The organism is Tardiphaga robiniae, from assembly GCF_001618955.1.
Taxonomy (GTDB): domain Bacteria; phylum Pseudomonadota; class Alphaproteobacteria; order Rhizobiales; family Xanthobacteraceae; genus Tardiphaga; species Tardiphaga robiniae_A.
Genome location: NZ_LVYV01000004.1, coordinates 21,841 through 48,270 on the forward strand (window position 1 = coordinate 21,841; position 26,430 = coordinate 48,270).

The 26,430-nt window shown below is 62.5% G+C and carries 32 protein-coding genes; 20 read left to right on the top strand and 12 right to left on the bottom strand.

Going from position 1 to position 26,430, the window contains the following annotated elements; translation table 11 throughout:
• The first annotated feature begins 44 nt into the window (after nucleotides 1-44).
• Nucleotides 45-863, top strand: coding sequence for an NmrA family NAD(P)-binding protein (locus A4A58_RS08150; protein WP_244499699.1), 819 nt, complete (start codon nucleotides 45-47; stop codon nucleotides 861-863).
• A 188-nt stretch (nucleotides 864-1,051) separates the two neighbouring features.
• On the opposite strand, the gene A4A58_RS08155 is transcribed toward A4A58_RS08150, so the two are convergent.
• Together A4A58_RS08155 and A4A58_RS08160 are read right to left on the bottom strand one after the other, a co-directional pair.
• Nucleotides 1,052-1,651 carry an NADPH-dependent F420 reductase gene (locus A4A58_RS08155; protein ID WP_068730984.1) on the bottom strand — a complete coding sequence of 200 codons (600 nt, stop codon included), beginning with the start codon at nucleotides 1,649-1,651 and terminating at the stop codon, nucleotides 1,052-1,054.
• A 16-nt stretch (nucleotides 1,652-1,667) separates the two neighbouring features.
• Complete coding sequence (locus A4A58_RS08160; protein WP_068730985.1) at nucleotides 1,668-2,402, bottom strand: SDR family NAD(P)-dependent oxidoreductase; 735 nt, start codon at nucleotides 2,400-2,402, stop codon at nucleotides 1,668-1,670.
• Nucleotides 2,403-2,670: 268 nt separating this feature from the next.
• On the opposite strand from A4A58_RS08160, the gene A4A58_RS08165 reads away from it, so the two are divergent.
• The 3 genes from A4A58_RS08165 (at nucleotide 2,671) to A4A58_RS08175 (ending at nucleotide 6,885) form a co-directional block, all read left to right on the top strand.
• Nucleotides 2,671-3,567 (top strand): LysR family transcriptional regulator, encoded by an 897-nt coding sequence (locus A4A58_RS08165; RefSeq protein ID WP_068730986.1) that lies wholly within the window; start codon nucleotides 2,671-2,673, stop codon nucleotides 3,565-3,567.
• Nucleotides 3,568-3,879: 312 nt separating this feature from the next.
• Nucleotides 3,880-6,666, top strand: coding sequence for a bifunctional aconitate hydratase 2/2-methylisocitrate dehydratase (locus A4A58_RS08170; protein WP_068731115.1), 2,787 nt, complete (start codon nucleotides 3,880-3,882; stop codon nucleotides 6,664-6,666).
• Nucleotides 6,667-6,705: 39 nt separating this feature from the next.
• Nucleotides 6,706-6,885: a hypothetical protein gene (locus tag A4A58_RS08175; protein WP_068730987.1), complete on the top strand. Its 180-nt coding sequence runs from the start codon at nucleotides 6,706-6,708 to the stop codon at nucleotides 6,883-6,885.
• A gap of 11 nt (nucleotides 6,886-6,896) precedes the next feature.
• On the opposite strand, the gene A4A58_RS08180 is transcribed toward A4A58_RS08175, so the two are convergent.
• Nucleotides 6,897-7,547, bottom strand: a complete 651-nt coding sequence (locus A4A58_RS08180) for a glutathione S-transferase family protein (RefSeq protein WP_068730988.1) — start codon at nucleotides 7,545-7,547, stop codon at nucleotides 6,897-6,899.
• 373 nt (nucleotides 7,548-7,920) lie between these two features.
• Here A4A58_RS08180 and A4A58_RS08185 point away from each other — a divergent pair, with 373 nt between their 5' ends.
• From A4A58_RS08185 to A4A58_RS08225, 9 genes are all read left to right on the top strand, one after another.
• The gene (locus A4A58_RS08185; RefSeq protein WP_068730989.1) at nucleotides 7,921-9,177 is read left to right on the top strand and encodes a serine hydrolase domain-containing protein; all 1,257 of its coding nucleotides are present in this window, start codon (nucleotides 7,921-7,923) and stop codon (nucleotides 9,175-9,177) included.
• A 119-nt stretch (nucleotides 9,178-9,296) separates the two neighbouring features.
• Nucleotides 9,297-10,067, top strand: a complete 771-nt coding sequence (locus tag A4A58_RS31085) for a hypothetical protein (protein ID WP_192855894.1) — start codon at nucleotides 9,297-9,299, stop codon at nucleotides 10,065-10,067.
• A 101-nt stretch (nucleotides 10,068-10,168) separates the two neighbouring features.
• Entirely contained in the window at nucleotides 10,169-11,326 is a 1,158-nt protein-coding gene (locus A4A58_RS08195) for a substrate-binding protein (RefSeq protein WP_068730990.1), read from the top strand.
• Between the two features lie 94 nt (nucleotides 11,327-11,420).
• Entirely contained in the window at nucleotides 11,421-11,765 is a 345-nt protein-coding gene (locus A4A58_RS08200; protein ID WP_068730991.1) for a Lin0512 family protein, read from the top strand.
• A 130-nt stretch (nucleotides 11,766-11,895) separates the two neighbouring features.
• A complete protein-coding gene (locus tag A4A58_RS08205) occupies nucleotides 11,896-12,219 on the top strand; it encodes an ArsR/SmtB family transcription factor (protein WP_068731116.1) in 324 nt (107 codons plus the stop codon).
• Nucleotides 12,216-12,626, top strand: a complete 411-nt coding sequence (locus A4A58_RS08210; protein WP_068730992.1) for an SRPBCC family protein — start codon at nucleotides 12,216-12,218, stop codon at nucleotides 12,624-12,626. The genes A4A58_RS08205 and A4A58_RS08210 overlap by 4 nt, the downstream gene beginning before the upstream one ends.
• A 57-nt stretch (nucleotides 12,627-12,683) precedes the next feature.
• Nucleotides 12,684-12,911 (top strand): hypothetical protein, encoded by a 228-nt coding sequence (locus A4A58_RS08215; RefSeq protein ID WP_192855895.1) that lies wholly within the window; start codon nucleotides 12,684-12,686, stop codon nucleotides 12,909-12,911.
• A 125-nt stretch (nucleotides 12,912-13,036) separates the two neighbouring features.
• Entirely contained in the window at nucleotides 13,037-13,696 is a 660-nt protein-coding gene (locus A4A58_RS08220) for a TenA family protein (RefSeq protein ID WP_068730994.1), read from the top strand.
• 22 nt (nucleotides 13,697-13,718) lie between these two features.
• On the top strand, nucleotides 13,719-14,315 hold the full coding sequence (locus A4A58_RS08225; protein WP_068730995.1) for a YdeI/OmpD-associated family protein: 597 nt from the start codon (nucleotides 13,719-13,721) through the stop codon (nucleotides 14,313-14,315).
• A gap of 30 nt (nucleotides 14,316-14,345) precedes the next feature.
• Here the strand turns inward: A4A58_RS08225 and A4A58_RS08230 are convergent, their stop codons facing one another.
• Together A4A58_RS08230 and A4A58_RS08235 are read right to left on the bottom strand one after the other, a co-directional pair.
• Complete coding sequence (locus tag A4A58_RS08230) at nucleotides 14,346-14,984, bottom strand: Vgb family protein (protein WP_068730996.1); 639 nt, start codon at nucleotides 14,982-14,984, stop codon at nucleotides 14,346-14,348.
• Between the two features lie 30 nt (nucleotides 14,985-15,014).
• Nucleotides 15,015-16,235, bottom strand: coding sequence for a DNA-binding protein (locus tag A4A58_RS08235; protein WP_068730997.1), 1,221 nt, complete (start codon nucleotides 16,233-16,235; stop codon nucleotides 15,015-15,017).
• Nucleotides 16,236-16,357: 122 nt separating this feature from the next.
• On the opposite strand from A4A58_RS08235, the gene A4A58_RS08240 reads away from it, so the two are divergent.
• Together A4A58_RS08240 and A4A58_RS08245 are read left to right on the top strand one after the other, a co-directional pair.
• Complete coding sequence (locus A4A58_RS08240) at nucleotides 16,358-17,107, top strand: DUF899 domain-containing protein (RefSeq protein ID WP_068731117.1); 750 nt, start codon at nucleotides 16,358-16,360, stop codon at nucleotides 17,105-17,107.
• The gene (locus A4A58_RS08245) at nucleotides 17,100-17,387 is read left to right on the top strand and encodes a hypothetical protein (protein ID WP_433993614.1); all 288 of its coding nucleotides are present in this window, start codon (nucleotides 17,100-17,102) and stop codon (nucleotides 17,385-17,387) included. The genes A4A58_RS08240 and A4A58_RS08245 overlap by 8 nt, the downstream gene beginning before the upstream one ends.
• A gap of 15 nt (nucleotides 17,388-17,402) precedes the next feature.
• On the opposite strand, the gene A4A58_RS08250 is transcribed toward A4A58_RS08245, so the two are convergent.
• Both A4A58_RS08250 and A4A58_RS08255 read right to left on the bottom strand, forming a co-directional pair.
• The gene (locus tag A4A58_RS08250) at nucleotides 17,403-17,894 is read right to left on the bottom strand and encodes a peptide deformylase (RefSeq protein ID WP_068730998.1); all 492 of its coding nucleotides are present in this window, start codon (nucleotides 17,892-17,894) and stop codon (nucleotides 17,403-17,405) included.
• Entirely contained in the window at nucleotides 17,891-19,471 is a 1,581-nt protein-coding gene (locus A4A58_RS08255; protein ID WP_068730999.1) for a winged helix-turn-helix domain-containing tetratricopeptide repeat protein, read from the bottom strand. The genes A4A58_RS08250 and A4A58_RS08255 overlap by 4 nt, the downstream gene beginning before the upstream one ends.
• 271 nt (nucleotides 19,472-19,742) lie before the next feature.
• On the opposite strand from A4A58_RS08255, the gene A4A58_RS08260 reads away from it, so the two are divergent.
• Together A4A58_RS08260 and A4A58_RS08265 are read left to right on the top strand one after the other, a co-directional pair.
• Nucleotides 19,743-20,747 carry an alpha/beta fold hydrolase gene (locus A4A58_RS08260; protein ID WP_244499705.1) on the top strand — a complete coding sequence of 335 codons (1,005 nt, stop codon included), beginning with the start codon at nucleotides 19,743-19,745 and terminating at the stop codon, nucleotides 20,745-20,747.
• Between the two features lie 12 nt (nucleotides 20,748-20,759).
• Entirely contained in the window at nucleotides 20,760-21,266 is a 507-nt protein-coding gene (locus A4A58_RS08265; protein ID WP_068731001.1) for a cytochrome P460 family protein, read from the top strand.
• A gap of 9 nt (nucleotides 21,267-21,275) precedes the next feature.
• Here the strand turns inward: A4A58_RS08265 and A4A58_RS08270 are convergent, their stop codons facing one another.
• A complete protein-coding gene (locus A4A58_RS08270) occupies nucleotides 21,276-21,938 on the bottom strand; it encodes an HD domain-containing protein (RefSeq protein WP_068731002.1) in 663 nt (220 codons plus the stop codon).
• 144 nt (nucleotides 21,939-22,082) lie between these two features.
• Between A4A58_RS08270 and A4A58_RS08275 the strand changes: the two genes are divergently transcribed.
• Nucleotides 22,083-22,997 carry a hypothetical protein gene (locus A4A58_RS08275; RefSeq protein WP_068731003.1) on the top strand — a complete coding sequence of 305 codons (915 nt, stop codon included), beginning with the start codon at nucleotides 22,083-22,085 and terminating at the stop codon, nucleotides 22,995-22,997.
• A 54-nt stretch (nucleotides 22,998-23,051) separates the two neighbouring features.
• Here A4A58_RS08275 and A4A58_RS08280 read toward each other — a convergent pair whose 3' ends face one another.
• From A4A58_RS08280 to A4A58_RS08285, 3 genes are all read right to left on the bottom strand, one after another.
• Nucleotides 23,052-23,600 (bottom strand): disulfide bond formation protein B, encoded by a 549-nt coding sequence (locus A4A58_RS08280; RefSeq protein WP_068731004.1) that lies wholly within the window; start codon nucleotides 23,598-23,600, stop codon nucleotides 23,052-23,054.
• Nucleotides 23,601-23,607: 7 nt separating this feature from the next.
• Nucleotides 23,608-23,766, bottom strand: a complete 159-nt coding sequence (locus tag A4A58_RS31090) for a DUF5993 family protein (RefSeq protein WP_192855896.1) — start codon at nucleotides 23,764-23,766, stop codon at nucleotides 23,608-23,610.
• Between the two features lie 72 nt (nucleotides 23,767-23,838).
• The gene (locus A4A58_RS08285) at nucleotides 23,839-24,312 is read right to left on the bottom strand and encodes a MarR family winged helix-turn-helix transcriptional regulator (protein ID WP_433993615.1); all 474 of its coding nucleotides are present in this window, start codon (nucleotides 24,310-24,312) and stop codon (nucleotides 23,839-23,841) included.
• A 177-nt stretch (nucleotides 24,313-24,489) separates the two neighbouring features.
• On the opposite strand from A4A58_RS08285, the gene A4A58_RS08290 reads away from it, so the two are divergent.
• Both A4A58_RS08290 and A4A58_RS08295 read left to right on the top strand, forming a co-directional pair.
• A complete protein-coding gene (locus tag A4A58_RS08290; protein ID WP_068731005.1) occupies nucleotides 24,490-25,065 on the top strand; it encodes a DUF308 domain-containing protein in 576 nt (191 codons plus the stop codon).
• A 140-nt stretch (nucleotides 25,066-25,205) separates the two neighbouring features.
• Nucleotides 25,206-25,553: an ArsC family reductase gene (locus A4A58_RS08295; protein WP_068731006.1), complete on the top strand. Its 348-nt coding sequence runs from the start codon at nucleotides 25,206-25,208 to the stop codon at nucleotides 25,551-25,553.
• Between the two features lie 3 nt (nucleotides 25,554-25,556).
• Here the strand turns inward: A4A58_RS08295 and A4A58_RS08300 are convergent, their stop codons facing one another.
• A complete protein-coding gene (locus A4A58_RS08300) occupies nucleotides 25,557-26,195 on the bottom strand; it encodes a hypothetical protein (protein ID WP_433993617.1) in 639 nt (212 codons plus the stop codon).
• Between the last annotated feature and the right edge of the window lie 235 nt (nucleotides 26,196-26,430).

Here is a 26,430-nt window from a genome sequence, read left to right on the forward strand (position 1 = left end):
TAATGGGAATTACGGGAAAAGTCGGCGGCGCGACGGCAAGGCATTTGCTGGCGCAAGGCAAGAAAGTCCGTGCGCTAGTCCGCGACCGCGCGAAGGCGGCAAGCTGGATGGACCAGGGCGTGGAACTGGTCGATGGCGACTGGAACGATGCAGCCGCCATCGAGCGGGCGCTCAGGGGCGTCGACGGCGCGTTTGTCATGTTGCCTTCTGTCTGGACTCCGTCGCCCGATTTCAAAGAAGCAAAGGGTGTGATTGCAAACTATGTCGAGGCGCTCACCAGGGCAGCGCCGCCGCGGGTGGTAGCGCTTTCGTCGATGGGGGCGAACAGAACCAGCGGGCTCGGGATGATCACGGCCTTGTCGCTTCTGGAGCAAGGTTTTCGCGATCTGACATTTCCAATCGCATTTGTGCGCGCCGGCGGGTTCTTCGAAAACTTCCTTTACGGCCTACACATCGCCCATGGCGGCACGCTACCGGTCTACTACAATCCGACAAACCGAAAATCGACCATGGTCGCGACGAACGACATCGGCGCGGAGGTCGCAACCCTTTTGATCGGGCCAGCGTGGTCAGGGCAGCGCGTCGTCGAGCTTGGTTCGATGGTCACCGCGGATGAAGTCGCGGCTCAGTTAGGCGAAGTCATGCAGCGTGACGTCAAGGCGTTTGCCGTCCCACGGGCCGAGTGGTCAGCAGCATTCGAGCAGTTCGGCATCCCGAAGGGCCAGACCGGACCGGCCGAAGCGATGTTCGAGGCCGTCAACGCGGGCTGGATGGACCTTGGCGTCAAGGACACGGAGCACGTAGCGGGTACGACGTCCGCACGCGATGTATTCGAGGCTGCACAGAACGCCGCCAAGGCGTAAGTCCGGGACGGCATGACACGGGCTTGCATGATACAAACCTCGGACCATGGATGTCATGCTCCGAGGTTTTGTACCAAGGGGCCGTGCACGGCCGTGGAGTAGTATCGGACAGCAGAGGTTCGCGCGCTGCTCGAAGAAGTCAGCGCGCGCGACCAGTTATCAATGTCGATCACACCGCCGTAGATCGATTACTGCTCCTTCTTGAACAAATCCTGGAAGATGAGCGGGCCCCAGGTGCGGCCGCGTGCGTGCACCAGCGCGCCACCTTCGTTGAGCTTTCCCAGCTTGACGGGTGTGAAGCCGAGTTGCTTGGCTAGGGCCGCCACCGGAGCGATCGCGTCCTCGTCGTCAGCAGACAGAAAGACGACCCGATGCCCGCCCGCGACGATCGGATCGGTAGCCAGAGTGGCTGCGCCCAGGTGATTGAAACCTTTCACGAGTTTGGCGCCGGTGAATGCCTTCGCGACGACGGCGGAGCCCGGGAGACCGTCCGGCTCGTCGGGGCCCGGAAACAGGTTCATCGCGTCGATGACCATCTTGCCGTCCCAGCTCGGCAGGATCTTCGCAACCTCGCGATGCTCGCCGAACGGGACCGCCAGGATGACCGTGTCGGCCTCGAGTGCGTCCCGCAGCGACCTGGCGACGACCTTGGGGCCAATCGCCCGAGCCTGCGGTGCCAACGCCTCGGGCGGCCGGCGGCTCGCGACGGTCACGTCGATGTTCTTACGGGCGAAGGCGTGGGCGAGGGCCTGGCCTATCTTGCCGAATCCTATAATCGCGTAGCTCATGATGCTTCTCCGATTTTCAGATGGCCGAGAAGCCGCCGTCGACAGACAACTCCACTCCGTTCACGAAGCTCGAATCGTCTGAAGCAAGAAACAGCGCGACCGCCGCAATTTCCTCAGGACGTCCCATCTTTCCCCGCGGGATCAGGGATTCGAACATCTGCTTCGCTTCTTCAGTGAGAACCTGGTCCTGCATCGGTGTGGCGATCGGCCCCGGGTGCAGCACGTTCACCCGGATATTCCGGCCCTTCAGTTCGTTGAGCCATCCGCGTGCGAATGCGTGCAGCGTCGCCTTGCTCGCCGCATACACGCTATAACCGGGGAAACCTTTGATCGACGCAACTGACCCGGTCATGAAGATCGATCCGCCATCGTTGAACAGCGGCAACGCCTTCTGAACGGTAAACAGCGTGCCGCGCGCGTTCAGGCCGAAGGTCGCATCGAAATGCTGCTCGGTAATTTCGCCCAGTGGCACGGCTTCGCCCGTGCCGGCGCTCGCATACAGGACGTCGATCCTGCCCTTTTCCCGCTTGACCGTATCGAACAGGCGGTCGAGGTCGTCGAGATTGGCCGCGTCGCCGCGCACGCCGGTCACATTCCGGCCAATCAGCTTGACGGCCTCATCGAGCGCCTCCTGCCTCCGGCCCGTGACGAAAACGTAGGCGCCTTCTTCGACGAACAGCTTGGCGCTCGCCAGCGCCATGCCGCTCGATCCACCCGTGATGACTGCAACCTTACCTTCAAGCTTTCCCATAACTTCTCCTGTCGTGGTGTCGGGACAGCATCTGCCCCCGAGAAGCTCGACATAGGTCCGCCGAAGTCAGGCGTTGAGTGCGGAAGTGCGCACATCGGTGGTGCGAAATCGATCCGGCTGGACGACTGACGCGAGCCGTGATGATCGGTGTCCGCCGTTCGGAATTGGGCCGTGTTTGTCGGGATAGGCTATGATAACCGCCTGTACTGCTGCACGATGCGTTGGATACGGGCTTTGGAAAGCGCACCGCGCGGTGCGGGATTGCACCATGATCGACTGGGATGACGTTCGCTACTTTCTGGCCGTCGCGCGCGGAGGCTCAGTGCGGGCTGCCGCCGAGCGCCTCGGTGTGAACCATGCGACCGTGCTGCGACGCATCGCCCAGCTCGAGGAACGCCTCGGGGCGCAGATGTTCGAAAAGCTGCCTTCGGGCTACCGCCTGACGGCAGCGGGCGAGGAGGTCCTCGAATTCGCGGACCAGATGGAAGCGTCGTCGCACCAGCTGGAGACGCGCGTCTTCGGGCGCGACCAGGGCGTGCGCGGGCTTCTGCGGGTAACGTTGGCGCCGCCTCTCGCGACACACCTGCTCATGCCGGATTTCGCCGATTTCGCGCGCCTGCATCCGGACATCGAGATGGACATCTTGTCCTTCGGCGAGTTGGCAAATCTGACCAACCGAGACGCCGACGTGGCAATCCGCGTCGTCTACGATCGCAAAACCCTGCCGCTCAATCTGCACGGCCTGAAGGGACCGGAGGTGTTCGGCGGCGTCTACATGTCCCGCGATCGACTGGCCGCGTGGCGTGCGGGCGCGCCCGATCCGATCCGGTGGATCGTCATCAGCATGCATGGCATTCCGGATTGGGCCAGCGCGGGTGAGGTGCTCACCACGGGCGTGCCGTTCAGGACCTCGGACGCCGGGGCGCAGATCGTTGCAGTCCGGCAGGGGCTCGGGATCACGACACTGCCGTGCTTCGTCGGAGATGCCGACCCTCTGTTGGTGAGGGTGCCGGGCACCGACCTGCACATGTATGGAACGCTCTGGCTCCTCACACAGGGGGAGACACGCAAGACGAAGCGCGTGCGGCTCTTCACCGAGTTCGTATCCCGCAGGCTCGCCGCGTACGCTCCGCTTCTCGCAGGGCTGTCCATATCGCGCGACTGATGCGCGGCAGGTCGCCGGCCACCAATTGGCTGATGGTGGCGGGTCAGACCGACGTTTCGGACGTGTCTTCGGGGAGTTTCTTTGCGACAGGTCGGGTGAGAACCAGCATTTCAGCCCGGCAAGCATGCCTGCCGTCATGTTTTGACCGTTGAACGCTGAATTTAAAGGGCTATTTTTACTGCAATGCAGTATCTTGTCAGTCGGTCGCGATTGACGTACTCGAAGCCGAATTCGCCTTTAGACCGGTTTTAACAATAACGGTTGGTGGCGCTGCGTTTCCAGCGTCAACCACCTCATGACGTTGGGATGACGATGAGCCTCTATTCAGATTACCTCGCTGAAATCGAAAGCAGAAAAGCTCAAGGCCTCGCTCCCAAACCGATCGACGACGGCGCGCTCACCGGCGAAATCATCGCCCTGATCAAGGACAACGGCAGCGAACACCGCGCCGACGCCCTGAAATTCTTCATCTACAACACCCTGCCGGGCACCACGAGCGCCGCAGGCGTCAAGGCCGCCTTTCTGAAGGAGATTATCCTCGGTGAGGCGATCGTCCCGGAAATCACACCCACCTTCGCGCTGGAACTGCTGTCGCACATGAAGGGCGGTCCCTCGATCGGGGTGCTGCTCGACATCGCGCTTGGCGATGACGCAGCCATCGCCGGCCCGGCGGGCGAGGTGCTCAAGACCCAGTTCTTCCTCTACGACGCCGACATGTTCCGGCTGCGCGATGCCTTCAAGGCGGGCAATGCGGTCGCCAAGGGCGTGCTCGAGAGCTATGCCAAGGCCGAGTTCTTCACCAAGCTCCCGGACGTCGCGGACGAGATCAAGGTCGTGACCTACGTCGCCGCCGAAGGCGATATCTCGACCGACCTGCTGTCGCCGGGCAACCAGGCGCATTCGCGTTCGGACCGTGAGCTGCACGGCCAGTGCATGATGACGCCGCAGGCGCAGCAGGAAATCGTGGCGCTGCAGAAGCAGCATCCCGATAAGCGCGTGATGATGATCGCCGAGAAGGGCACGATGGGCGTGGGCTCGTCGCGCATGTCGGGCGTGAACAACGTGGCGCTGTGGACCGGCAAGCCGGCCAGCCCCTATGTGCCCTTCGTCAACTTCGCCCCGGTCGTCGCCGGCACCAACGGCATCTCGCCGATCTTCGCGACGACGGTGGACGTGACCGGCGGCATCGGCGTCAACCTCAAGAACTGGGTCAAGAAGCTCGACGGGGACGGCAAGCCGATCCTCAACAACGACGGAAACCCGGTCCTCGAACAGAAATTTGCGGTCGATACCGGCACCGTCCTGACGCTCGATGCCAAGGGTAAGAAGCTGCGCGACGAAAACGGCAAGGAGCTGGTCGACGTCGCTGCCGCCTTCACGCCGCAGAAGATGGAGTTCATGAAGGCCGGCAGCTCCTATGCCATCGTGTTCGGCAAGAAGCTGCAGACCTTTGCCGCCGAAACGCTCGGCGTTGAGCCGACCCCGGTTTTCGCTCCGAACAAGGAGATCTCGGTCGAAGGCCAGGGCCTGACCGCGGTCGAGAAGATCTTCAACCGCAATGCCGTGGGCGTGCTCGGCGGCAAGGTGCTGCATGCGGGCTCGGACGTGCGCGTCAAGGTCAATATCGTCGGGTCGCAGGACACCACCGGCCTGATGACCGCGCAGGAGCTGGAAGCGATGGCGGCCACCGTCATCTCGCCGATCGTCGATGGCGCCTACCAGTCGGGCTGCCACACGGCATCGGTGTGGGACAAGAAGGCGCAGGTCAACATTCCGAAGCTGATGAGCTTCATGAACAATTTCGGCGTGATCACCGCGCGCGATCCCAAGGGCAGCTATCATGCGATGACCGACGTCATCCACAAGGTGCTGAACGACATCACCGTCGATGACTGGGCGATCATCATCGGCGGCGACAGCCACACCCGCATGTCCAAGGGCGTGGCTTTCGGTGCCGATTCCGGCACCGTGGCGCTGGCGCTTGCGACCGGCGAGGCGACGATGCCAATCCCGCAATCGGTCAAGGTGACGTTCAAGGGCGCGATGCAGCTGCATATGGACTTCCGCGACGTGGTCCATGCGACCCAGGCGCAGATGCTCAAGCAATGCGGCGACAACGTTTTCCAGGGCCGGATCATCGAGGTTCATCTCGGCACGCTGCTGGCTGACCAGGCCTTCACCTTCACCGACTGGACGGCCGAGATGAAGGCCAAGGCGTCGATCTGCATTTCGCAGGACGACACGCTGATCGAGTCGCTGGAGATCGCCAAGTCGCGCATCCAGATCATGATCGACAAGGGCATGGAAAATGCGGCGGGCACGCTGAAGGGCCTGATCGCCAAGGCCGATGCGCGCATCGCCGAAATCCGCTCGGGCGAGAAGCCCGCGCTGACGCCCGACGCCAATGCGAAATACTTCGCCGAGGTCGTCGTCGATCTCGACATCATCGACGAGCCGATGATCGCCGATCCCGACGTCAACAACGCCGATGTGTCGCGTCGCTACACCCACGACACGATCCGTCCGATTTCGTATTACGGCGGCACCAAGAAAGTAGATCTCGGCTTCGTGGGCTCGTGCATGGTGCACAAGGGCGACATGAAGATCGTCGCCCAGATGCTCAAGAACATCGAGAAGTCCGAAGGCAAGGTCGCGTTCAATGCGCCGCTGGTCGTTGCTGCGCCCACCTACAACATCATCGACGAGTTGAAGGCCGAAGGGGACTGGGAAATCCTGCAGAAGTATTCGGGCTTCGAATTCGATGATCTGAAGCCGAAGACCGCGAACCGTACTGCATACGAGAACATCCTCTATCTCGAGCGTCCGGGCTGCAACCTGTGCATGGGCAACCAGGAGAAGGCGGAGAAGGGCGATACCGTTTTGGCAACCTCGACCCGTCTGTTCCAGGGCCGCGTCGTGGAAGACACCGCCGAGAAGAAGGGTGAATCGCTGCTGGCCTCGACCCCGGTCGTGGTGTTGTCGGCGATCCTCGGTCGCACGCCGAGCGCCGAGGAATACAAGGCCGCCGTCGAAGGCATTGACCTGACCAAGTTCGCCCCGCCGAAGACTGCTTCGATGGGGGCCTCCGTCTTTTACTAGGGCGGAGAACAAGAGCTGTTCAAAAATCGGCGTTGGCAGGTGAACACCTGCCGCGCCGCGGGCGGTCGTTCGCGAGCGCCACCGCAGGACAAGACAATCACCTTCCACGACGGCTCGTTCCGCAACTTCCCCGAACTGCGCTGGGCCTGGAGCAATATCCGTCAGCTCCCCGCTTTCGATCCGTTGCTGCCGACTATGAAAGGCGCGAGTGAGCCCTGAGCGGACCTTTGTCAGCCGGTCGGTGGCTTGCCGGTGAAGAGCGCCAGTTGATCGGCGAAGGCGCGCTTGTAGGCGGGCCGCGCTTCACCGCGGGCGATGTAGGCGCAGAGGTTTGGATAGTCCTCCAGTAGTCCTGATCCGTTCAATCTGCGCAGCACCGTCACCATCAGCAGGTCACCGGCGCTGAATCTGCCGTCGAGCCAGTCGGCGTCGCCAAGGCGGATGGAAAGGTCTCCCAGCCGGGCGCGGACGCGATCGTCGAGGATCGGCAGGCGCGTCGCGTACCAGGTCTTGTCGCGCTCCGTGAGCGTGGCGGCTCCGCGTTCCACGATCGGCGGCTCCACGGTGCTGAGCGCGGCGAATATCCAGGCGATGGCGCGCGCCCGGGCATTCGCATCGTCTGGTAGCAGGCCCGGATGGCGCTCCGCGATATGGAAGACGATCGCCCCCGACTCGAACAGCATGAGGTCGCCGTCTTGGTAGGTCGGGATCTGCCCGAAGGGATGGAGCCTGCGATGTGCGGGTTCCTTCATCTCAGTGAACGACAGTAGACGGACGTCGTAAGGCTGGCCCACTTCTTCGAGCGCCCAGCGAACGCGCATGTCACGCGCCAATCCCCTTCCGCGATCGGGAGATCGTTCAAAGGCGCTAATAGTGGGCATTGTTTCTCTCCACCTTGGTGTTTCGCATCCCCAGGACGAACGACCGGCGCGTCTCCCGACAACCGATTTCGATTTCTGACCACGGAATTTCGCGGGCCGAACCTGTCATCGGACCCCGCCGGACCACGGATATTCTTCGGAACCGAGAGCATTGACCATTGAGCGAGCTGCCAAGCCTAGCGATGAAATGACGGAGCGTCACGAGCTCGATTCAGGTGATCGATGATGAGGTGGCTGTTCAAGTGAAGGACGGTCGCGTGCAGTAGCCGCGCCAGACGACATGCGACTGATCAATGCACCTCCGCTCAAACGCGGGATGTGCATCATTCTCCGCGATGTTACGACTGGCTCACTATCCTCCCGGAGAGCCTTCATGTCCGACGCGCCTGCACCGAGCCAAGCCCCCACCGCTGCCGAGACCGATCCGAACACGCTCGGCTGGATGCAGGGCTTTCCGCCGTCGCAAGACAAGCTCATCACCTTTCACGACGGCTCGTTCCGCAACTTTCCCGAGCTGCGCTGGGCCTGGAGCAATGTGCGTCAGCTGGTGCCGACGGTGAATGTCTGGCGCGGTGCGGGCGGCACATCCACGCTGCCGCGCGCGGAGCGCGATATCGGCGCATCGACATCGACCACGATGGATGGCCGGCCGATGACCTTCGCCCGCATGTTCGACGAGACCTATGCCGACGGCATCGCGGTGCTGCATAAGGGCAAGCTGATCCATGAGCGCTATGCCGGCGCGCTGAAGCCGCACAAGCCGCATATCGCCATGTCGGTGACCAAGTCCTTCACCGGCACGCTGGCCGGCATTCTGGTGGCCGAAGGCAAGATCGATCCGCAGGCGCCGGTCACCGATTATGTGCCGGAGCTGAAGGACAGCGCGTTCGGCGATGCCGATGTGCATGAGGTCATGGATATGACCACGGGGCTTCTCTACACTGAGGTTTATACCGACAAGAATTCCGATGTGTGGGGACTGCGACGCGCCAATGGCATGGCGCCGATCCCGCCGGACTATGAAGGCGCCACAGACATTTTCAGTTTCCTCTGTACGCAGAAGAAGCAGGGCGAGCACGGCAAGGCGTTCGCCTACAAGACCGTCAACACCGACGTGCTGGCCTGGATTATCCGCCGTGCCAGCGGCATGACGCTGTCCGATCTTCTGTCGGAACGCATCTGGGCGCCGATGGGAGCGGAGGAAGACGCGCATTATCATGTCGATCGCATCGGCACCGAGAGCGGTGGCGGCGGACTGTCGACGACGCTACGCGATCTCGCGCGTTTCGGTGAGGTGATGCGCAATCACGGGCGCTTCAATGGCCGCCAGATCGTGCCGGCTGCGGTGGTCGAGGACATCGAACGCGGCGCCGATCCCGCGAAGTTCAAGCCGGCTGGCTACACCACGTTGCCCGGTGGCTCCTATCGCAATCAATGGTGGGTGACCCACAATGAACACGGTGCCTATATGGCGCGCGGCGTCTACGGGCAGGGGCTCTATATCGATCCGAAGGCCGAAATGGTGATCGCGCGCTATGCGTCGCATCCGGTCGCTGGAAACGCCGCGAATGATCCCGTGACGCTGCCGGCCTATATGGCGCTGGCGAAAGAGCTGATGATCAGGGGCTAATGAAGAAAAGCTGATTGATCGGGTTCCCCCAAAGGGAACCTGAACGGGAACCTAAGGGGGCGTCGGGCGTATTCTTCGCGGCCGACACATCCCGTCGGGGCCATGCGGACCTGAATGCGATGATCAAGCCTTTGCGCGTTGCCGTCTGGCTGCGCCATTCCTGCATTGCGGTGATGTTGTGTTCGGCCGCCATCGCATCATCGCCAAGCGTTGCGCAGGACGCGGCAGCTCGCAGTCAGAAACCAGCCAGTGACAGCAGGATCAATCTCGATCCCCGCACCAATGGCGCAAATCTGGTCCACGGCAATTATTGCGGTCTCGGCTCGCGGCCGGGCAAGTCGCCGATCGACGCGCTCGATGTCGCCTGCATGCATCATGACGCCTGCACGCCGCCGAGCGGCATTCCCGATTGTGACTGCAATATCCAACTGCGCGAGGAAGCCGCCGCGGTCGCGAGCGACCCCAAACAACCCTCGGACCTGCAGATCATGGCGTCGATGATCGCATCGGCCGCATCTGTGATGATCTGCAAGCCGATCATCAACAGAGCTGCAGCACCTCCGACGCCTGCGCGTCCGCGCAACGTGCCTCCGGCTGACATCCCCACGGCCAACGTACCAGCGGCTGACGTATCTGCTGCTAGCACTCCGACGGCTAATGTCCCGACCACGGCTCCGGCCCCGGCGACGCCGGTGTCGATCATGCCTCCAGCCGTTGCCCCCGCGGCTGCGGCGCCTGAAGCTGCGACCGCCGCACCGATGGACATTGCGCCTGTGGCGGTGGCTCCAGTCACGGAAGCTCCCGCCAACGGAGCTCCAGTGAATGACGCGCCTGCGTCTAGCGGTCCTCTTCCGATAGCCCCGGCGCCGCGGGCTCCGTCATCGCCTTGAGCAGCGCTGGATCCGCGATCAGCTCTTGCGCCTCCTGATTTTTCCGGCTCAATCATCGCCGTGATTTTCGGCGCCGATGGCGGCGCATCGGAGCAACGTGCATGAAGTTAATTGTCGCAAGTTTCGTGACACTCGCAGTCCTGCTGGGCTCGGCAGCGTTCGGCTCTGCGGCAATGGCCGCCGATCCCATCCGCGTCGGCGCGGTACTGCCGTTTTCCGGCGGTGTCGAACTTTATGGCCAGCAAGCAAAACTCGGGCTCGATCTGGCGGCAAAGGAGATCAACGCCAGCGGTGGGATTCTCGGCAGGCCGCTCGAGATCATCTATGTCGATGACAAGACCCGGCCGGCCTCCGCCGAGAGCGCGATGCGATCGGTCATCGACAGCGGCGTCGTGGCGGTTGTCGGCCCTGTCACCTCGGCCAACTTCAATGCGGTCAGGCCGCTCGCCGAGAGCATGAAGACGCCGCTGCTCTATGCGACCAATTTCGAAGGCGGCAAATGCAACCGCTACATCTTCTCGTTCAACACGGTGCCGAACCAGGATCTCGGCCAGTTGCTGCCCTATGTGAACGAGGCTGTCGGCAACACCTATTTCATGCTCGGCGCCGATCGCGTCTGGCCGCACCAGATGTTCGATATTGCCAAACCGCTGATCGAGAAGCTCGGCGGCACCATCGTCGGCACGCAATACACGCTGGGCACCGAGACGGATTTCACCCCGCTGATCAAGCAGGTGGCAGCGGCAAAGCCGAAAGTGCTGCTGTTTGCGCTGAAAGGCGACGGCATGGATTTCATCCGGCAGGCCGACGAGCAGGGATTGTTCAAGGACACCACCGTCGCCTTCCTGGGATTATCCGAGATTGATCTCGGCATTTTCAAGGGCAAGGGTCAGAACATGATTACTGTGGTGCCGTCGCTGGCGACCAGCGACGCGCCGGAGATGAAGGCCTTCGTCGCCAAAGTGCGCGCTGCAGCTGGAAACGACGTGCTGGTGTCGAACTATGTCATGACCCACTACAACACGCTGATCGCGCTCAAGGCTGCAATCGAGAAGGCAGGCCGTGTCGACAAGGAGGCCATCGTCGATGCGCTGGCGGGCCTTACCATCCCGTCGCCAACGGGAGCCGTCACCATTGATGCGAACCACTATGCGACCATGACCATGTTCATCGCCAAGACGAAGGGAAGCGAACTCGTCCCTGTTCGCGCGCTGGGCGCGATCGCGCCGCAACCTGGCTGCACAATGGCCACTCGTTGATCGCACAGGCGTGACGGCAAGGGGCTGGCGCGCGCCGTGCGGGATTGCTTTAGTCGGCATCGACACAATTTTAGATGAGCGAAGAGGACGTCGAATGGCACGTGTGCGCTGTATCACCGAGATGGGCATGGGCGTCGACGTCCATGGCCGCGACGCCACCAAGGCTGCGAAACGGGCGGTGTCGGACGCGATCCGGCATTCCAGCGTCGGGTTTTTCCGGCTGCTCGGCAAGACGCCGCATGACATGTTTGTCGATGTGACCGTCGCTGTGCCGAATCCGGACGACGTCGACACGGCGGCCGTCGCCAAGGAATTACCCTACGGCACAGTGACCGTGACGGCCGTCAAAGGCGGTCTCGACATTCCCGCCGAGAGCGGCGGTGACGGCATCCTCATTGCCAATGCAGCGGTGCTGGTGAGCCTCGACGACGGCAAATAGAGGCAACTTGCCTCAGGCGACGATCGTGCTTCCGCGATCTCGAAAACTCCCTCCCATCCATTTCACGCTTGACTAATTCATAACTCATTGGTTATTGATTTGATTGATAGCTGACGGGTTATGGATGGCGATGCCGAACACCTTCGATGTGCTCTTCAAGACGCTCGCCGATCCGACCCGGCGTGCGATCTTCGAGCGGCTTTGCCGTGACGGAGAGCAGACCGTCGCGGCGCTGACTGCCCAGGCCGGCGTCTCGCAACCGGCGGTTTCCAAGCATCTCGGCGTGCTGAAGCAGGCGGGGCTGGTGCTGGATCGCCAGAGCGGCCGTCAGACACATTATCGATCGCAACCGGCGGCCCTGGCGCCGCTGCTCGACTGGACCAGCCAGATGGCCGGCTTCTGGGAGAGCCGGTTCGACGATCTCGAACAACTGCTGAAGAGGATGGACAATTGACCAATACTGCAGCCGAAACACGTTCTGTCGTCGTCGAGCGGGAATTCGGGCACGCGCCGGAAAAGCTCTGGCGCGCACTGACCCAGCCGCAACTGATCGCCGAGTGGCTGATGAAGAACGATTTCAAGCCTGTCATCGGCCATCGCTTTGATCTGAGCGCAAGCTGGGGCGTGGTCGATTGCCGGGTCACGGAGGTCGAGCCGAACAGGAAGCTCGCCTATACTTGGGAGGCCCTGGGTCTCGAGAGTGTCGTGACCTGGACCCTTACGCCTTCCAGCAACGGGACACTGTTGCGGATGGAGCAGATCGGCTTCCGGCCGGATCAGGAGCAGGCCTATCAGGGCGCCAAGTTCGGATGGCCGCGATTCCTGGCGTCGATGGAGCAGCTGTTGCAACGGCTCGACTGACCTCGACCGCCACGATCAGCACAAGCGGCTCTGCCGCACACGCATGAGGAGTTGTCATTGAGCATGAACCTGTGGATTCGGCAGACCCACCGCTGGCTGTCCCTTGCCTTCACCGCGACTGTCGTCGCCAATTTCGTTGTCCGCGGATTTGGAGAACCGCCCGCCTGGGTGACTTATGCGCCGCTGCCACCGCTGTTTCTGTTGATGTTCAGTGGTCTCACCATGTTCGTGCTGCCTTATGCCGCAAAGTGGCGCGGGGAAGCACGCGCGCGCGTCGACGCATGATCACACAAGCTCGAAGAATCCGCGTGCGGCGACGTTGTCTACGTAGATTGCCGCCCAAGCTGTGGTGAGCTACCTTTCGGATTGCGCGCCGACGGCGCATTCGCCGAACAGATGAAATAGTCCTCATGGATATCTTTGACCGCCTCAAGGCCGCAGCCGCTGACGACTGGTCCAGCTATGTTGATCACGATTTCGTCCGCCAGCTCGGGGCCGGCACGCTGCCTGAGCCCGCATTTCGCACCTATCTGGTGCAGGACTATCTGTTCTTGATCCAGTTCGCGCGCGCTTATGCGCTGGCGACCTACAAGAGCCGCACACTTGACGACATGAAGGCGGCGCAAGGCGGACTTGCGTCCATCCTTGGCGAGATGGAGCTTCACGTAAAACTGTGCGGCCGCTGGGGACTGTCGCCCGCCGATATCGAGGCTGCGCCCGAGCATCAGGCAACGGTGGCCTATACGCGCTTCGTGCTGGATTGCGGCGCCGCCGGCGATCTGCTCGACCTGCATGTGGCGCTGGCGCCTTGCGTCATCGGTTATGCCGAGATCGGCCGCAGGTTGGCGCCGGATGGTGTCGACGCGCTCGGCGATCATCCGTATCGCGAATGGATCGGCGAATATGCCGGCGACGCCTATCAGGATATCGCGGTGAAAGCGCGCCGCCATCTCGACGATCTCGCCGCGCGCGCGATGACCGAGCGGCGCTTTACAGAGCTCGCCAAACTGTTCGGCCATGCATCACGGCTGGAAGCTGACTTCTGGCAGATGGGACTAGACGCGCGCTAGCGTGCGGCGGTGAGGGCAGAGCATGGCACCGGTCAAGGTCGATCCCGCGAATGTGCGTGAGTTCAAGACGTCAGACGCTTTCTATAAATGGTTGGGCAAGAACCACGACAAGGCCGACGAGGTCTGGATCAAGATCCACAAACTCAAATCCGGCCTTGCATCGATCACGCCGAAGGAGGCGATCGATGTCGTGTTGTGCTGGGGCTGGATCGATGGCATCCGCAAGGGGCTGGACGAAACCAGCTTCCTGCAGCGCTACTCGCCGCGCGGCCGGAAGAGCGTCTGGAGCCAGATCAATGTCGACAATGTTGCGCGCCTCGTCACAGAAGAGCGCATGACCGAGCATGGCCTTGTCCATGTGGAGGCGGCGAAAGCCGACGGCCGTTGGGACCGCGCCTATCGCGTCAAGGCGTCGGAGCTTCCCGCTGACCTGCAGGCGGCGATCGACGCCGAGCCAAAAGCGAAAGCGATGCTGGCGAAACTCAGCGCGCAGAACCGCTTCGCTTTGGCGTTCCGGGTAAACAACCTGAAGACTGAGGCCGGCCGCAAGAAGAGGATCGCGTCCTTCGTGGACATGCTCAGGAAGGGCGAGACGATCCATCCGCAGGGGAAGAAGTGAGCCGCGACGGGACGCGGCTCATGCGATCGATCACTTCCGCTTCGGCCGCTTGATCGCGCGGACCTTGCCGCTTTTGCCGCCGCCGGCGAAGAACTGATCGGCACCATCTGACTCGAGGCCAGAGACGCCACTGCCTGCCGGCAGTGCGAGCTTCTCCAGCGCTTCGCCGGTCTGCGGATCGATGCGCCTGATGTCGCTCTCGTCGTTTTCCCAGGTGCCGTGCCAGAGTTCGCCGTCGACCCAGGTCACGCCGGTGACGAAGCGGTTGCTCTCGATGGTGCGCAGAATCTTTCCGGTGTCGGGATCGATCTGGTGGATTTTGCGCTCGCGATACTGGCCGACCCACAGCGTGCCTTCGGCCCAGGCCATGCCGGAGTCGCCGCCATTGCCGGGCGCCGGGATGGTGTTCAGCACACGGCCGGTTTGCGGATCGATCTTCTGGATACGGTCCTCGGCGATCTGAAACAGATGCTTGCCGTCGAAGGCCGTGCCGGCGTGGGCAGCAACGTCGATGGCACGTACCGTCTTGCCGCTTGCGGGATCGAGTGCGTGGAGTTTGTTTCCGGATGCGAACCAGACTTGCGTGCCGTCATAGGTGACACCATGCACGCCGTCGACGCCCTCGAAGGGGCCATATTCGCGGATGATTTCGGCTGCTGAGTTGGTCATGTAACTCTCCCTGATGATGTGACGATGACCCTAGTGATCCGGCAGCGGCGGCGGGAGTAACAACATCGTCGCGAGTCCCGGCAGGGATGGTGACATCCAGCGGCGCGCCCGTCCGCGGCCGAACGGTTGTACCTTGTTAGTGGCGGCAAGTTCGTCGAGTGCCCGCTGAACGCTGCGCTGGCTCGTGCCGAGCGCCAGCGCCAATGCCGAACTCGACCAGGCTTCTCTGTCGGCAAGAAGTGCGAGCACTGCGGCGTGTTCTTCCTCGACCGGCCGTGCCAGCACGACGACGACGCGGGCGCGGCGCAGCACCAGCGCAAAACCGGGCTTGGTCGCGTTCACCTCGGCCAGCGGCGCAAGCAGTTTGCGCAGCCGTCCCATCTCGACGCGGAGTCGCGCGCGATGCGAGTCATCGGCATGTCTGGCGCGGAATGCGCGCGCCAGCAGCGTTTCGCGCGAGACGTCCGCAGGCCATGCTTCGCCAAGCGCGCGGGCGAGGGCGAACAGGACGGGCCGGGTCGCCAGCGACAGCTCCGTCTTCTTGTGGCGGACGACATGCCGGCACGCATCGATGATGATGGATTTCGAATTCTGCAGCGCCTCGACATCGTCGAGCAGCAGCACGCGTTCGCCGCCACGTGTGATCAGACGCGCAGCGGGAGCGTCGAGGAGCCGGGATGCACTGTCGACCTCGGCAGTGAGTGCCGGGATTGCAGCGAGCCTGGCGGCACGCTGCGCGTCGGCAATGGCGGCGCGTGACTTTTTCGCCTGCAGGCGGCGCATCGCGATGCCGGCGACGACCAGTGCATGAGCTGTACGCAAGGCGGGCGGCAGAGGCGCGGGATCGAGCGCGCCGAGCTTACGCTCGGCTTCGTCGAGACGTCCGATCAGGAGAAGGCGCCTGACGTCGAGATAGCCGCCATAGGCCGCATTCACATGGTCGCCGTGGGCGTCGAGTGTCAGCCGTGCGGCGTCGAGCGCCTTCCTGGGCCAATTCAGATCGCGCGAGACAAGGGCGATCTCGGCCTCGGCGACGATGCACCGCGCACGCGCCACGGGTTCCTTCGCACCGAAGGCGCGCGCAGCCCGTTTCACGAGCTCCTTCGCGCGTGCGAAATCGCCGAGCTGGGCCATTGCGATGCCGCGCAGCGCGAGTGCCGGCGCGTCATCACGCAATGCAACACGCTTCAACGCACCCAGCGGATCACCCGCCGCGAGCGCATGACCTGCGGCGGTGATCAGGGAGTCCATTCAAATCCCGCCACACTTGTCACTCCCACCCGTCCATTGCCGGATCCTAATCTACCTCACGGCGATCAACCGGCAAGTCGTGTCGGCAGCGCATGACGATGGACGAAAGTGGAGAGAAGACCATGACCGCACCGATGAAAACACCACCGATTGTGTCACCGCAGGCATGGGAGGCAGCGCGAACGGACATGCTCGTGAAGGAGAAGGCTGTGATGCGCGCGCGCGATGCGCTCGCTGCCGAGCGCCGGCGGATGCCGTGGATGGAAGTGGATAAGGCGTATGCGTTCGAAGGGCCCGATGGCACAGCCAGCCTGCTTGATCTGTTCGACGGCCGCCGGCAGTTGATCGTCTATCGCGCCTTCTTCGAGCCAGGCGTGTTCGGCTGGCCCGATCACGCCTGCCGCGGCTGTTCACTTGGCGCCGATCAGGTCGCTCACCTCGCGCATCTGAATGCCCGTGATACTACGCTCGTCTATGCCTCGCGGGCACCGCAGGCGGATATCGCGCGCCTGAAGACGCGGATGGGCTGGGAGATGCCGTGGGTCACCATCACGGACAGTTTCGACGCCGACTTCGGCGTCGACGAGTGGCACGGCCACAACGTGTTCTTTCGTGACGACGATCGCGTGTTCCGCACCTATTTCATCAACAGCCGCGGCGACGAGGCGATGGGGACCACCTGGAGCTATCTCGACGCGACGCCGCTGGGACGTCAGGAGGTCTGGGAGGATTCGCCCGAAGGCTATCCGCAGACTCCGACCTACAAATGGTGGAACTGGCACGACAACTATGTCGCCGGCGCCGCACCCGACAAGAAATGGGTTGAGGTCTCGGACGCAGGAGAGGCGACATTCCGGAAGACCGATGAGTAGCGCCATCGACGACGTCATGGATCGTGCGAAGGCCTATCGCTGGAAAATGGGTAGCCTTGCACCGGCCGCCGACTGGCTATGCCTTGCGGCCGCACCGGCCTTCGCACTGATGGCGCTGCTGACGGGTGTGCTCGATGGCAGTTCGCCGGACCTGCTCTGTTCGGCGTCGCGCGCATCGCCGTGGAGTGGAATGGCGGTGATGTATGCCTTCATGAGCTTGTTCCATACCGTGCCTTGGCTCAGGCTGATATCCGGCCGCCAATCGCAGTGGCGGAGGTGACGGATGTCGCGCGCTTCAGGCGCGCGACATCTTCTCGAACCGCTTGATTAGCCGCTCGCGTTTGAGGCGCGACAGCCGCTGGATCCAGAACATCCCGTTGAGCTGGTCGATCTCGTGCTGGTGGCAGACCGCGCGCAGGCCGTCGGACTCTTCGGTTTGCATATTGCCGTCGAGATCCTGATAGCTGATCCGTACGCGCGCATGCCGCTGGATGTCGTCATTCACACCGGGCATCGAGACACTGCCTTCCTGATGCATGATCAGTTCGGACGAGGCCCATGCGATCTCCGGATTCACATAGGTCTTGGCGCCATCGCCGAGATCGAGCACGACGACGCGCAGGGATACGCCGATATGCGGCGCGGTGATGCCGATGCCCGGCGCGGCATGCATGGTGTCGCGCAGATCGTCGGCGAGCGCGCGCAGCGCATCGTCGAACACGGTGACATCAGCGGCCGGCTGCGCGAGAAGCGGGTCGGGATAGCGGACGATCGGGCGGATACTCATTCCGGCAGCCCCGCGGCCTTCAGCGCATCCGCATAGGTCTTCGCCATGGACTCGACCGGGACCGGGATGCGCGCAAAGAAAGCGGAGACCGTGAGCTCCGGTTCGATGGTCAGCAACTCCTCGACCACCTGTGCGGCGCGTTCGTGCGCGCCGGTTTTCACGAGCGCCACGGCGAGCGCGCGCAGTGCGACGGCGAAACGGCGGTTCTGCAGCAGCGCCTTGTCGGCCCAGTTGATCGCTTCGGGATAGTTCTCGTCGATGATCGCGGCAATCGCCAGCGCACCGGAGACGAACCAGCCGTGCGGATCGAGCGGGTTGAGACGCCTTGCGCGATCGAGCAGAGCGCGTCCGGCCTGCTGCTGGCCACGCATGGTCTCGATCCATCCGGCGAGCGCGAGTGCAGTGGCGGAGTTTGGATTGATGGCGAGCGAGCGGCTGAACAATTCGATCGCCGCGTCCTTTGCGCTTTGCGGCTCGGCCAGATTCCAGATCGCGAAGGCCGCCATCCAGAGGATCTGCGGATCGTTCGGCATCCGCTCGATGGCGCGATGCGCCAGCGTGAGGCCTTCGCTGCGATGGGCGTCGTCCGGGCTGATCCAGCCCTGGAAGTGTCGCTGCGCATGGCAATAGGCGGCCGCTGCCATCGCGGGCGCGTAAGCCGGATCGATGGCCAGAGCCTGATGCAGACAATCCAGCGCCGCACTCATGCTCGCCGGCGTGAAATCGTGTTCGAATCCATAGGCGCGTAGCAGCAGGTCGTAGGCATCGGGCGCGTTTGGCCGGCTGTGCTTGCGCCGTTCGATCTCGGCGATGCGCAGCGTCGGCTCGATGGCGGCGACGGCGCGTTCGGTGATGCGGTCCTGCAGGTCGAACACGTCGCTGCGGTCGCCATCGAATTTGTCGGCCCAGAGATGCGCGCCGGACCGCGCATCGATCAATTGCGCGATGATGCGGAGCCGCTCGCCGGCGCGGCGCACGCTGCCTTCGAGCACGTAGTTGACGCCAAGCGTGCGGCCGACCTCGCGAATGTCGACCGGCTTGTTCTTGTAGGTGAAGGACGAGTTGCGGGCGATCACGAACAACCCGCTGCAGCGCGACAGCGCGGTGATGATCTCCTCGGCAATACCGTCGCCGAAGTAATCCTGCTCGGGGTCGGCGCTCATATTGGTGAAGGGCAGCACCGCGATCGACAGCCCTTCGGGATCGGCGGTAGCGGGCAGAGTGGCGCTCGCGAGACCCGTCACGGTGGGCGGAATGGGACGGCCGGTGTCCTCGGTTACTTCACCGACAAAACGGACGCCCTTACGAGGTAAAGTGCGGATCAGCCGTTGCTGCTCGCCATTGTCGCCGATGGCTGTGCGGGCCGCGTTAACCCGGCTGCTGAGCGTCGCCTCGGACACGATGCGGCCATGCCAGACTTCGGTCATGAGCTCGTCGCGGCTGACGACCTTTTCCCGCGCGCGGATCAGGAATTCCAGCACATCGAACACCTGCGGCTCCACCGCCACCGTATTCGTGCCCCGCCGCAGCTCCCGCCGGTCAGTGTCGAGGACGAATTCGTCGAACCGGAACAGCAAGATCGGGGTCCATTACCTGTTGTCGCGCCAAGTGTTTCTGCGCTTGAGCGTTTTTGAGCCAAGGCTGTCCCCTAGCACACCCCGTCTCAACGATAAATCATGGCCTTCTCAAGGGAAAATCCAGGAATCCTTCAAGCGGACGCCGCCATGCCGCGGCATGGTCCGCACATCGACGGCCTCAACCGTCATTGCCCGGAGGATCTGCACCATGACGAATGACAAGCGCGACACCAGCCACTTCAACCGCCGCAGCTTGTTGGGCGCGGCGCTCATGGGCATCGCCGCTGCCCAGTTCGGTGGCATCGGCTCCGCCGCGGCGCAGGCCGCCAAGGCCGGCAAGCAGCTCCCGGCCATCAAGCGCGGTACGCACACCTCGTTCAAGCCGCTGAAGCAGATCAATGCCGGTGACCTCAGCGTCGCCTATGCCGAGGACGGCCCGGCCAATGGCCCCGTTGTGCTGCTACTGCACGGCTGGCCCTATGACATCTACAGCTATGCGGATGTCGCGCCGCTGCTGGCCTCGGCCGGCTACCGCGTCATCATCCCGTATCTGCGCGGCTATGGCGGCACGCGTTTCCTGTCCGACGCGACGGTGCGCAATGGCCAGCCGGCAGCGCTGGCCACCGACATCGTCGCGTTCATGGACGCGTTGAAGATCGAGAAGGCTGTGGTCGGCGGCTACGACTGGGGTGGCCGCACGGCCGATATTCTCGCTGCGATCTGGCCGGAGCGCGTCAAGGCGCTGGTCGCCGTCAGCGGCTATCTGATCGGCAGCCAGGAGGGCAACCGCATGCCGCTGCCGCCGAAGGCTGAACTGGAATGGTGGTACCAGTTCTACTTCACCACGGAGCGTGGCCGGCTGGGCTATGACAAGTACCGACACGACTTCGCCAAGCTGATCTGGAAGCTGGCCTCGCCGAAGTGGAATTTCGACGACGCCACCTATGACCGCTCGGCCAAGGCGTTCGAGAATCCCGATCACGTCGCCATTACCATCCACAACTATCGCTGGCGGCTCGAACTCGCCCAGGGCGAGGCGAAATATGATGAACTGGAGAAGCGGCTGGCGCAGGGGCCGGTGATTTCGGTGCCGACCATCACCATGGAAGGCGACGCCAATGGCGCGCCGCATCCCGATCCCAAGGCCTATGCGAAGAAGTTCACCGGCAAGTACGAGCATCGCACGGTGAATGGCGGCATCGGGCACAACCTGCCGCAGGAAGCTCCGCGTGAATTCGCCCAGGCGATCATCGACGCCGACGCGATGGCACGCTGAGGGAGATCCGCGATGCGATGGATTCTTGCAGCGAGCCTCGCCGCAGGCGTGGCGTCATCCGCCGTGGCGGCGGCCTTCGCTGCCAACACGGCCAACCCGGAAAACCTGTCGCCGATCTACGGCGTCGGGCTTCCCGATGGCTACCGCAAATGGGAGCTGATCGCGCCGGCGCAGGAGGCCGAGCCTCTGAATGAGCTGCGCGCCGTCGTCGGCAATGACATTGCCATCAAGGCCTATCGGGCTGGCAAGCTGCCGTTCCCCGATGGCACGGTGCTGGTGAAGCTCGCCTGGAAGCACACCCAGTCGCCTGAATTCGAATCCGCCTCGATCCCCGGTGCCGCCACAACGGTTCAGGTGATGGTGAAGGATTCGAAGAAGTATGCCGCGTCAGGCGGCTGGGGCTTCGGCCGCTTCATTAACGGCAAGCCGGTGGATCAGGCACAGCACGAAACCTGCTTTGCGTGTCACGAGGCACGCGTGAAGGAGCGGGATTACGTGTTCACGAAGTGGGCGCCGTAAGCGCCCACGTCACGAGACGCCGACCTCGGCCAGAAACGCCGTCAGGAAAGCCTCGGTCCGCGCGTGGCGTTCCTGCGCCATGCGTCGGCCGGTGGCGGTGTTGAAGCCGTCCGCGAGCGTCAGCAGTTTCGCCGGCAGATGGTCGATCGCAAAATTGCGGTCATCAAAAGCGCGATGCCGCGCAGCGGGATCCTCGGGATCGTACAGCAGGGACTGCATCCGCCCGGCGGTGTAGAAGCAGCGCGCGATGCCGATGGCGCCCATGGCGTCCAGCCGATCCGCATCCTGCAGGATCTGCGCTTCGATCGTTTCAGGTGTGATCTTCGCCGAGAAACTATGCGCCGCGATGGCATGGGCAACGTGGTCCAGCCGCTCGGTCGTCCAGCCGAACGGGGCGAGCAGGGTCACCGCGTGTTCGGCAGCGAGGCGCGAGGCACTGGCGCGGAGCGGTGAGCTCTTCTCGACGGCGACGCAGTCGTGCAGCAGCGTCGCTGCCGCCAGGATCTCGGAATCGCCACCCTCGACGTCCTGGATGGTGCGGACGTTGGACCAGACACGCGCGAGATGCGCGACGTCATGCGAGCCGTCATCGGTCTTGATGTGATGGAGAAGTGAAGAGGCCAGCGTTTCGAACGGAGCGAAGGCTGTGGCGATACCGGTGATCTCAGTCATGGCGTCGTTGTTAGATTGGCGGCCGGGCGTTGCCAAGCGTGTTTTGATGTCATTCAATTCGGATTGAGAGCGGGTAGAACTCAGGCGGCAACAAGGCTGAGTGTGGTATGCCGTTTTATCGCCGAAGCAGCATCATGAGGAATTGTGGCTAATAACCCCGTCAACAGCCTCAGCGCCTTGCTTGAGCAGAGCAGCGATAATTTGGCTCTGATCATCGGAAACGGCATCCACCGATACGTAGAATCGAAACGTGTAAATTCCTGGGATCAGCTGCTCGTCGAGATTGCTCAAGAGTGCTCGCCCGGGCTTGTCGAGGTGCCACCTGGCACGACGCTTACAGAATTTTATGATGTGCTGGAGCTCCTGTCTGGGGGGAAGATCGGTGCTCTGCAGAAGCAATTTTGTGCGCTACTGGACGGTTGGGATGTACTCCCACATCACCGGAAGATCATGAATTGGGCAGTACGACACCGTACTCCAGTGCTCACGACGAACTTCGATCAAGTGTTGAGCGATGCCGTCAATGCACAGTTCACGCGTCCGCAAAATCCGAAATTCACGAGCTACTACCCGTGGGAGTGTCACTTTAGCCAAACAGCTATCACTGATCCGTGCGCTTCTTTCGGCGTTTGGCACATCAACGGGATGGTAAAATACAAGCGAAGCATTCGCTTGGGGCTTAGTCACTATATGGGGTCGGTTCAGCGAGCCCGGACTTGGCTTCATCGCAGCGGCGACGCCCCTCTCTTCGGAGCAAAGGATCGTCGCGATTGGGCAGGTGCGAATACCTGGATCCATGTTGTATTCAATAAGCCCTTGCTAATCTTTGGCTTGGCTCTTGAAGAAAACGAAGTCTTTCTGCGCTGGCTTCTGATTGAGCGTGCTAAGTATTTTAAGAAATTCCCGGGGCGCTCATATCCGGCTTGGTATGTTTACAAAAATGATATGTCTGACGACAGGCAGGCCGGAAAGCTCTTTTTCTTGGAGTCGATGGGAGTCAACTGTATCGCGGTTCAGACGTTCGGAGAGATCTACGACAATGCAGGTTGGTTGTCCTGACGTGCCAGCTCAATGCATTTGTAAGGTCGCTCGCACCCGCGGGGAACGACGCCGCTATCGCTTCAGCAGCTCATACTCCACGGGATCATCCGCACAGGCCTTGAAGCCGCATTCGAGCAAGGTCGAGGCGACGTTCGCGGCCGTCAGGCCTATCACGAGCCAGACGGCAACATGCGCGATGACACTGGGCGCCGAGTGAGCAGCGGGGTCCTTCTCGAATTGCCGGTCGAACAGCAGCACCAGCGACAACAGAACGATGGCCGCGATGAAGCCGATCAGTGCCCAGGTGTAATAATGATAACCGAACAGCGCGGTGCCGAAGCCGGGATCGCCGGGCATGATGTGCAGCAGCACCTGCCGGGTCGAGACGGTGGCGCCAACGACGGCTGCAAGCAGTGACAGCGCATAATGGCTGGGACGCGGGCCGAAGCGGATGTTGAGGATCGGACCGATGGCGAGCAGTGCGAACATGATCCGCTGCAGCAGGCACAGCGGGCAGGGCAGTTCGCCCAGGATGAGCTGCGCGGCAAAGGCGGCCACGAGCAGGGCTGCGAGGGCGTGAAGGGCGAGGACGTTGAGGGCGATGGCGCGTTGCGAGGTCATGATGGCCTCAAAACGACAGTTTCAGCGCGTCGGTGGCATGGTGCAGAAAGGTCGCCACGCAGGCGATCAGCACCACGGCGAACAGCGATAGCGCGAGCGTGCGGCTGCCATACCATACGACGAGCATGGTGATGGCGATCGCCAGGAAAAGTGCGGTGAACTCCATGGTCGCTCCGGCGCTGAATGTGTCCGGTACCTTACGACAGATTCGCTGGCGCCCTGTCGCGTGTGATCTGCGTCAGTCGGCGGTCTCCGCCACGGTCGCACCTGTCTTGCCAGTATAGTTGGTCACGGCATCGCGAAAGGCATGGACCTCGCTGTTCAGGGCGATCAACCGTTCTGGCGTCATGCCGGCCGCGGCGAACAGTGTCTCGCCGAGGCAACGTGCCTTCTCGCGCAGCGCCGTGCCTTTGGCCGTGAGGCTGACGACGACCTGCCGCTCATCTTCCGGATTTCGCCTGCGCGCGACGAAGCCGGCCTGTTCGAGCCGCTTCACCAGCGGCGTGACCGTGCTCGATTCCAGTGCCAGCCGGTCTGCGATGCCGCCGACGCTCTGCGGACCACGTTCCCACAGCGTGCTCAGCACCAGATATTGCGGGTAAGTGATCTCGAGCGCGTCGAGCAGCGGCTTGTAGGCGCGGCCGATGGCCATGCTGGCGCTGTAGAGCGAAAAACAGAGCTGGTGATCCAGCGGAATGTCGGCGGGCACCACGGCAACTCTCCTCACGTCGATATCACAATAACGTATATCGCGATAAATAAATATGGACAAGGTGGCCTGCTCAAGCCAATAAGCATATCGCGATATTAGTTATTGCAATATGTAATTTGACCAAGGTTCTTCCGCCAGCCCGGTGGAGAGCGCCCGGTCCAAGCTTCGGAGACCAGCATGACCGTCCCACAGGGAACCGCCAGCCTGCCGGCCGTAGCGAGCGGAAACCTCGCACGTTATTACCTCGTCCGCGGCATCGTCGCGGCGGCCTGGGTGGCAGCCGCCTTCACCGTTGGCGTCTCGTCGCCCGGGGCCGCCGCCATCCTGCTGGTCAGCTATCCCGCCTGGGATGCACTTGCGAACTGGTTCGATGCCCAGGGCAGCGGCGGCTTGCTGGCCAATCCCTCGCAGGCGCTGAATGTGGTGGTTAGTCTCATTGCCGCACTGGCGGTGGCCATCGCCTTGCGCACGGGGATGAATGCCGTACTCGCGGTGTTTGGCGTCTGGGCGGCATTGGCGGGCCTCGCGCAACTGGTCACCGGCATCAGGCGCTGGCGTGTATTCGGCGCGCAGTGGGCGATGATCCTGAGCGGTGCACAATCGACCGCGGCCGGCGCCTTCTTCGTCAAGCAGGCTGGCGGCGCCAAAGTGCCGACGATCGTGGATATCGCGCCCTATGCCGGTTTCGGCGCCTTCTATTTCCTGGTGTCGGCGCTGTGGTTGATCTTCGCGAACCGCCGACGCGCGGTCTGATCCCGCGAGGGTGCCGATGATGCCGGCCAGCATCATCGGTGGCCTCTGTGGATGATCGCGGATTTACTGTCAGCCGCTGCTGCCTGATCTGCTAGTCAGGTGAGAACGACGATCACTCCTGGCAGGCACGGCGACATCTCATGGCCATCACCATCTACGGCATCAAGAATTGCGACACGATGAAGAAAGCGCGCGGCTGGCTCGACAGCCATGGCGTCGCCTACAGCTTCCATGACTACAAGGCCGAGGGCATCGACAAGGCGCGGCTGCAGCGCTGGGCCAAGGAGGTCGGCTGGGAGACGCTGCTCAATCGCGCTGGCACCACCTTCCGCAAGCTCGATGACGCTGCCAAAGAAGGTCTGAACGAGAGCCGTGCGATCGCGCTGATGCTCGAGCAGCCCTCAATGATCAAGCGGCCTGTGCTCGATCTTGGCGGCAAGCTTGTGGTTGGCTTCAAGCCGGAGATTTACGCAAAAGACGTAAAATAGCGATCAGTCGATCTCGACGACGTCGCCGGCTGCGAGCCGGTGCGGCGCACGATAGGACAGGCTGCGATCGATCACGGCGCGGAGTTTCGGCACCGGCACGCTGTGATGGCCGCGCATCAGATTTTTGATTTCGAATCCACCGTCCTCGCTGATTGTCTTGAGCGACGCGATGATGTGTGTGACGCCGTCGCCTGATGAGAACGGCATCAGCATCCGCTCATAGGCGACAACACGACCGTTGACATCGTTGATCATCGAGACGGTGTAAGTCGGCAACTCGCGTGCGATGCATTCATGATAGGCCGGCAGCACGACAGGACCGAGGATCGGGCCGAGATAGTCGTCGAGATAGCGGCCCTTGCCGGTGGTACCATAGGCGCTTGCCATGCGGGTGCCGTTGCTATCGATGATGAGCCGCGGCGGTGCCGTGCTGTGATCAACAATGTAGTCGACGAGATCAGGACGTTCCTCGTCCATCCGCTCCGGGCGATAGTCTGTGACGTCGGGCAGGGCCTGTTGCGACGCATAGAGCCGCAGCCAGCAGTTCAGCAGATCGCGCTGCCGAATGGACTTCACCACGGACGCGTCGGCGCTCTGGAAGTCCACGGCAACGATCCCCTTGATATCGATCGAGGGTAGTATGGGCACAGCGAGCAAATAATCAATGAATGCGGGAAGTCGTCTCGCAATACAATTAACGGGCGATTTGCAAAGCTCCTTTGCGGCGCAAACAGGTGGCGCGTTCTGCACGGTGGACCGGTCGCAGGCGGACTCTGCTTTCTGCATGCGCCGGGGGCTAACTGTCTACGACTAAGGGCGAAGTTGGTGCGACAGGCAGTCCACCCAATTCTGCCGCATTGCACCTTGCGTTCGCCGT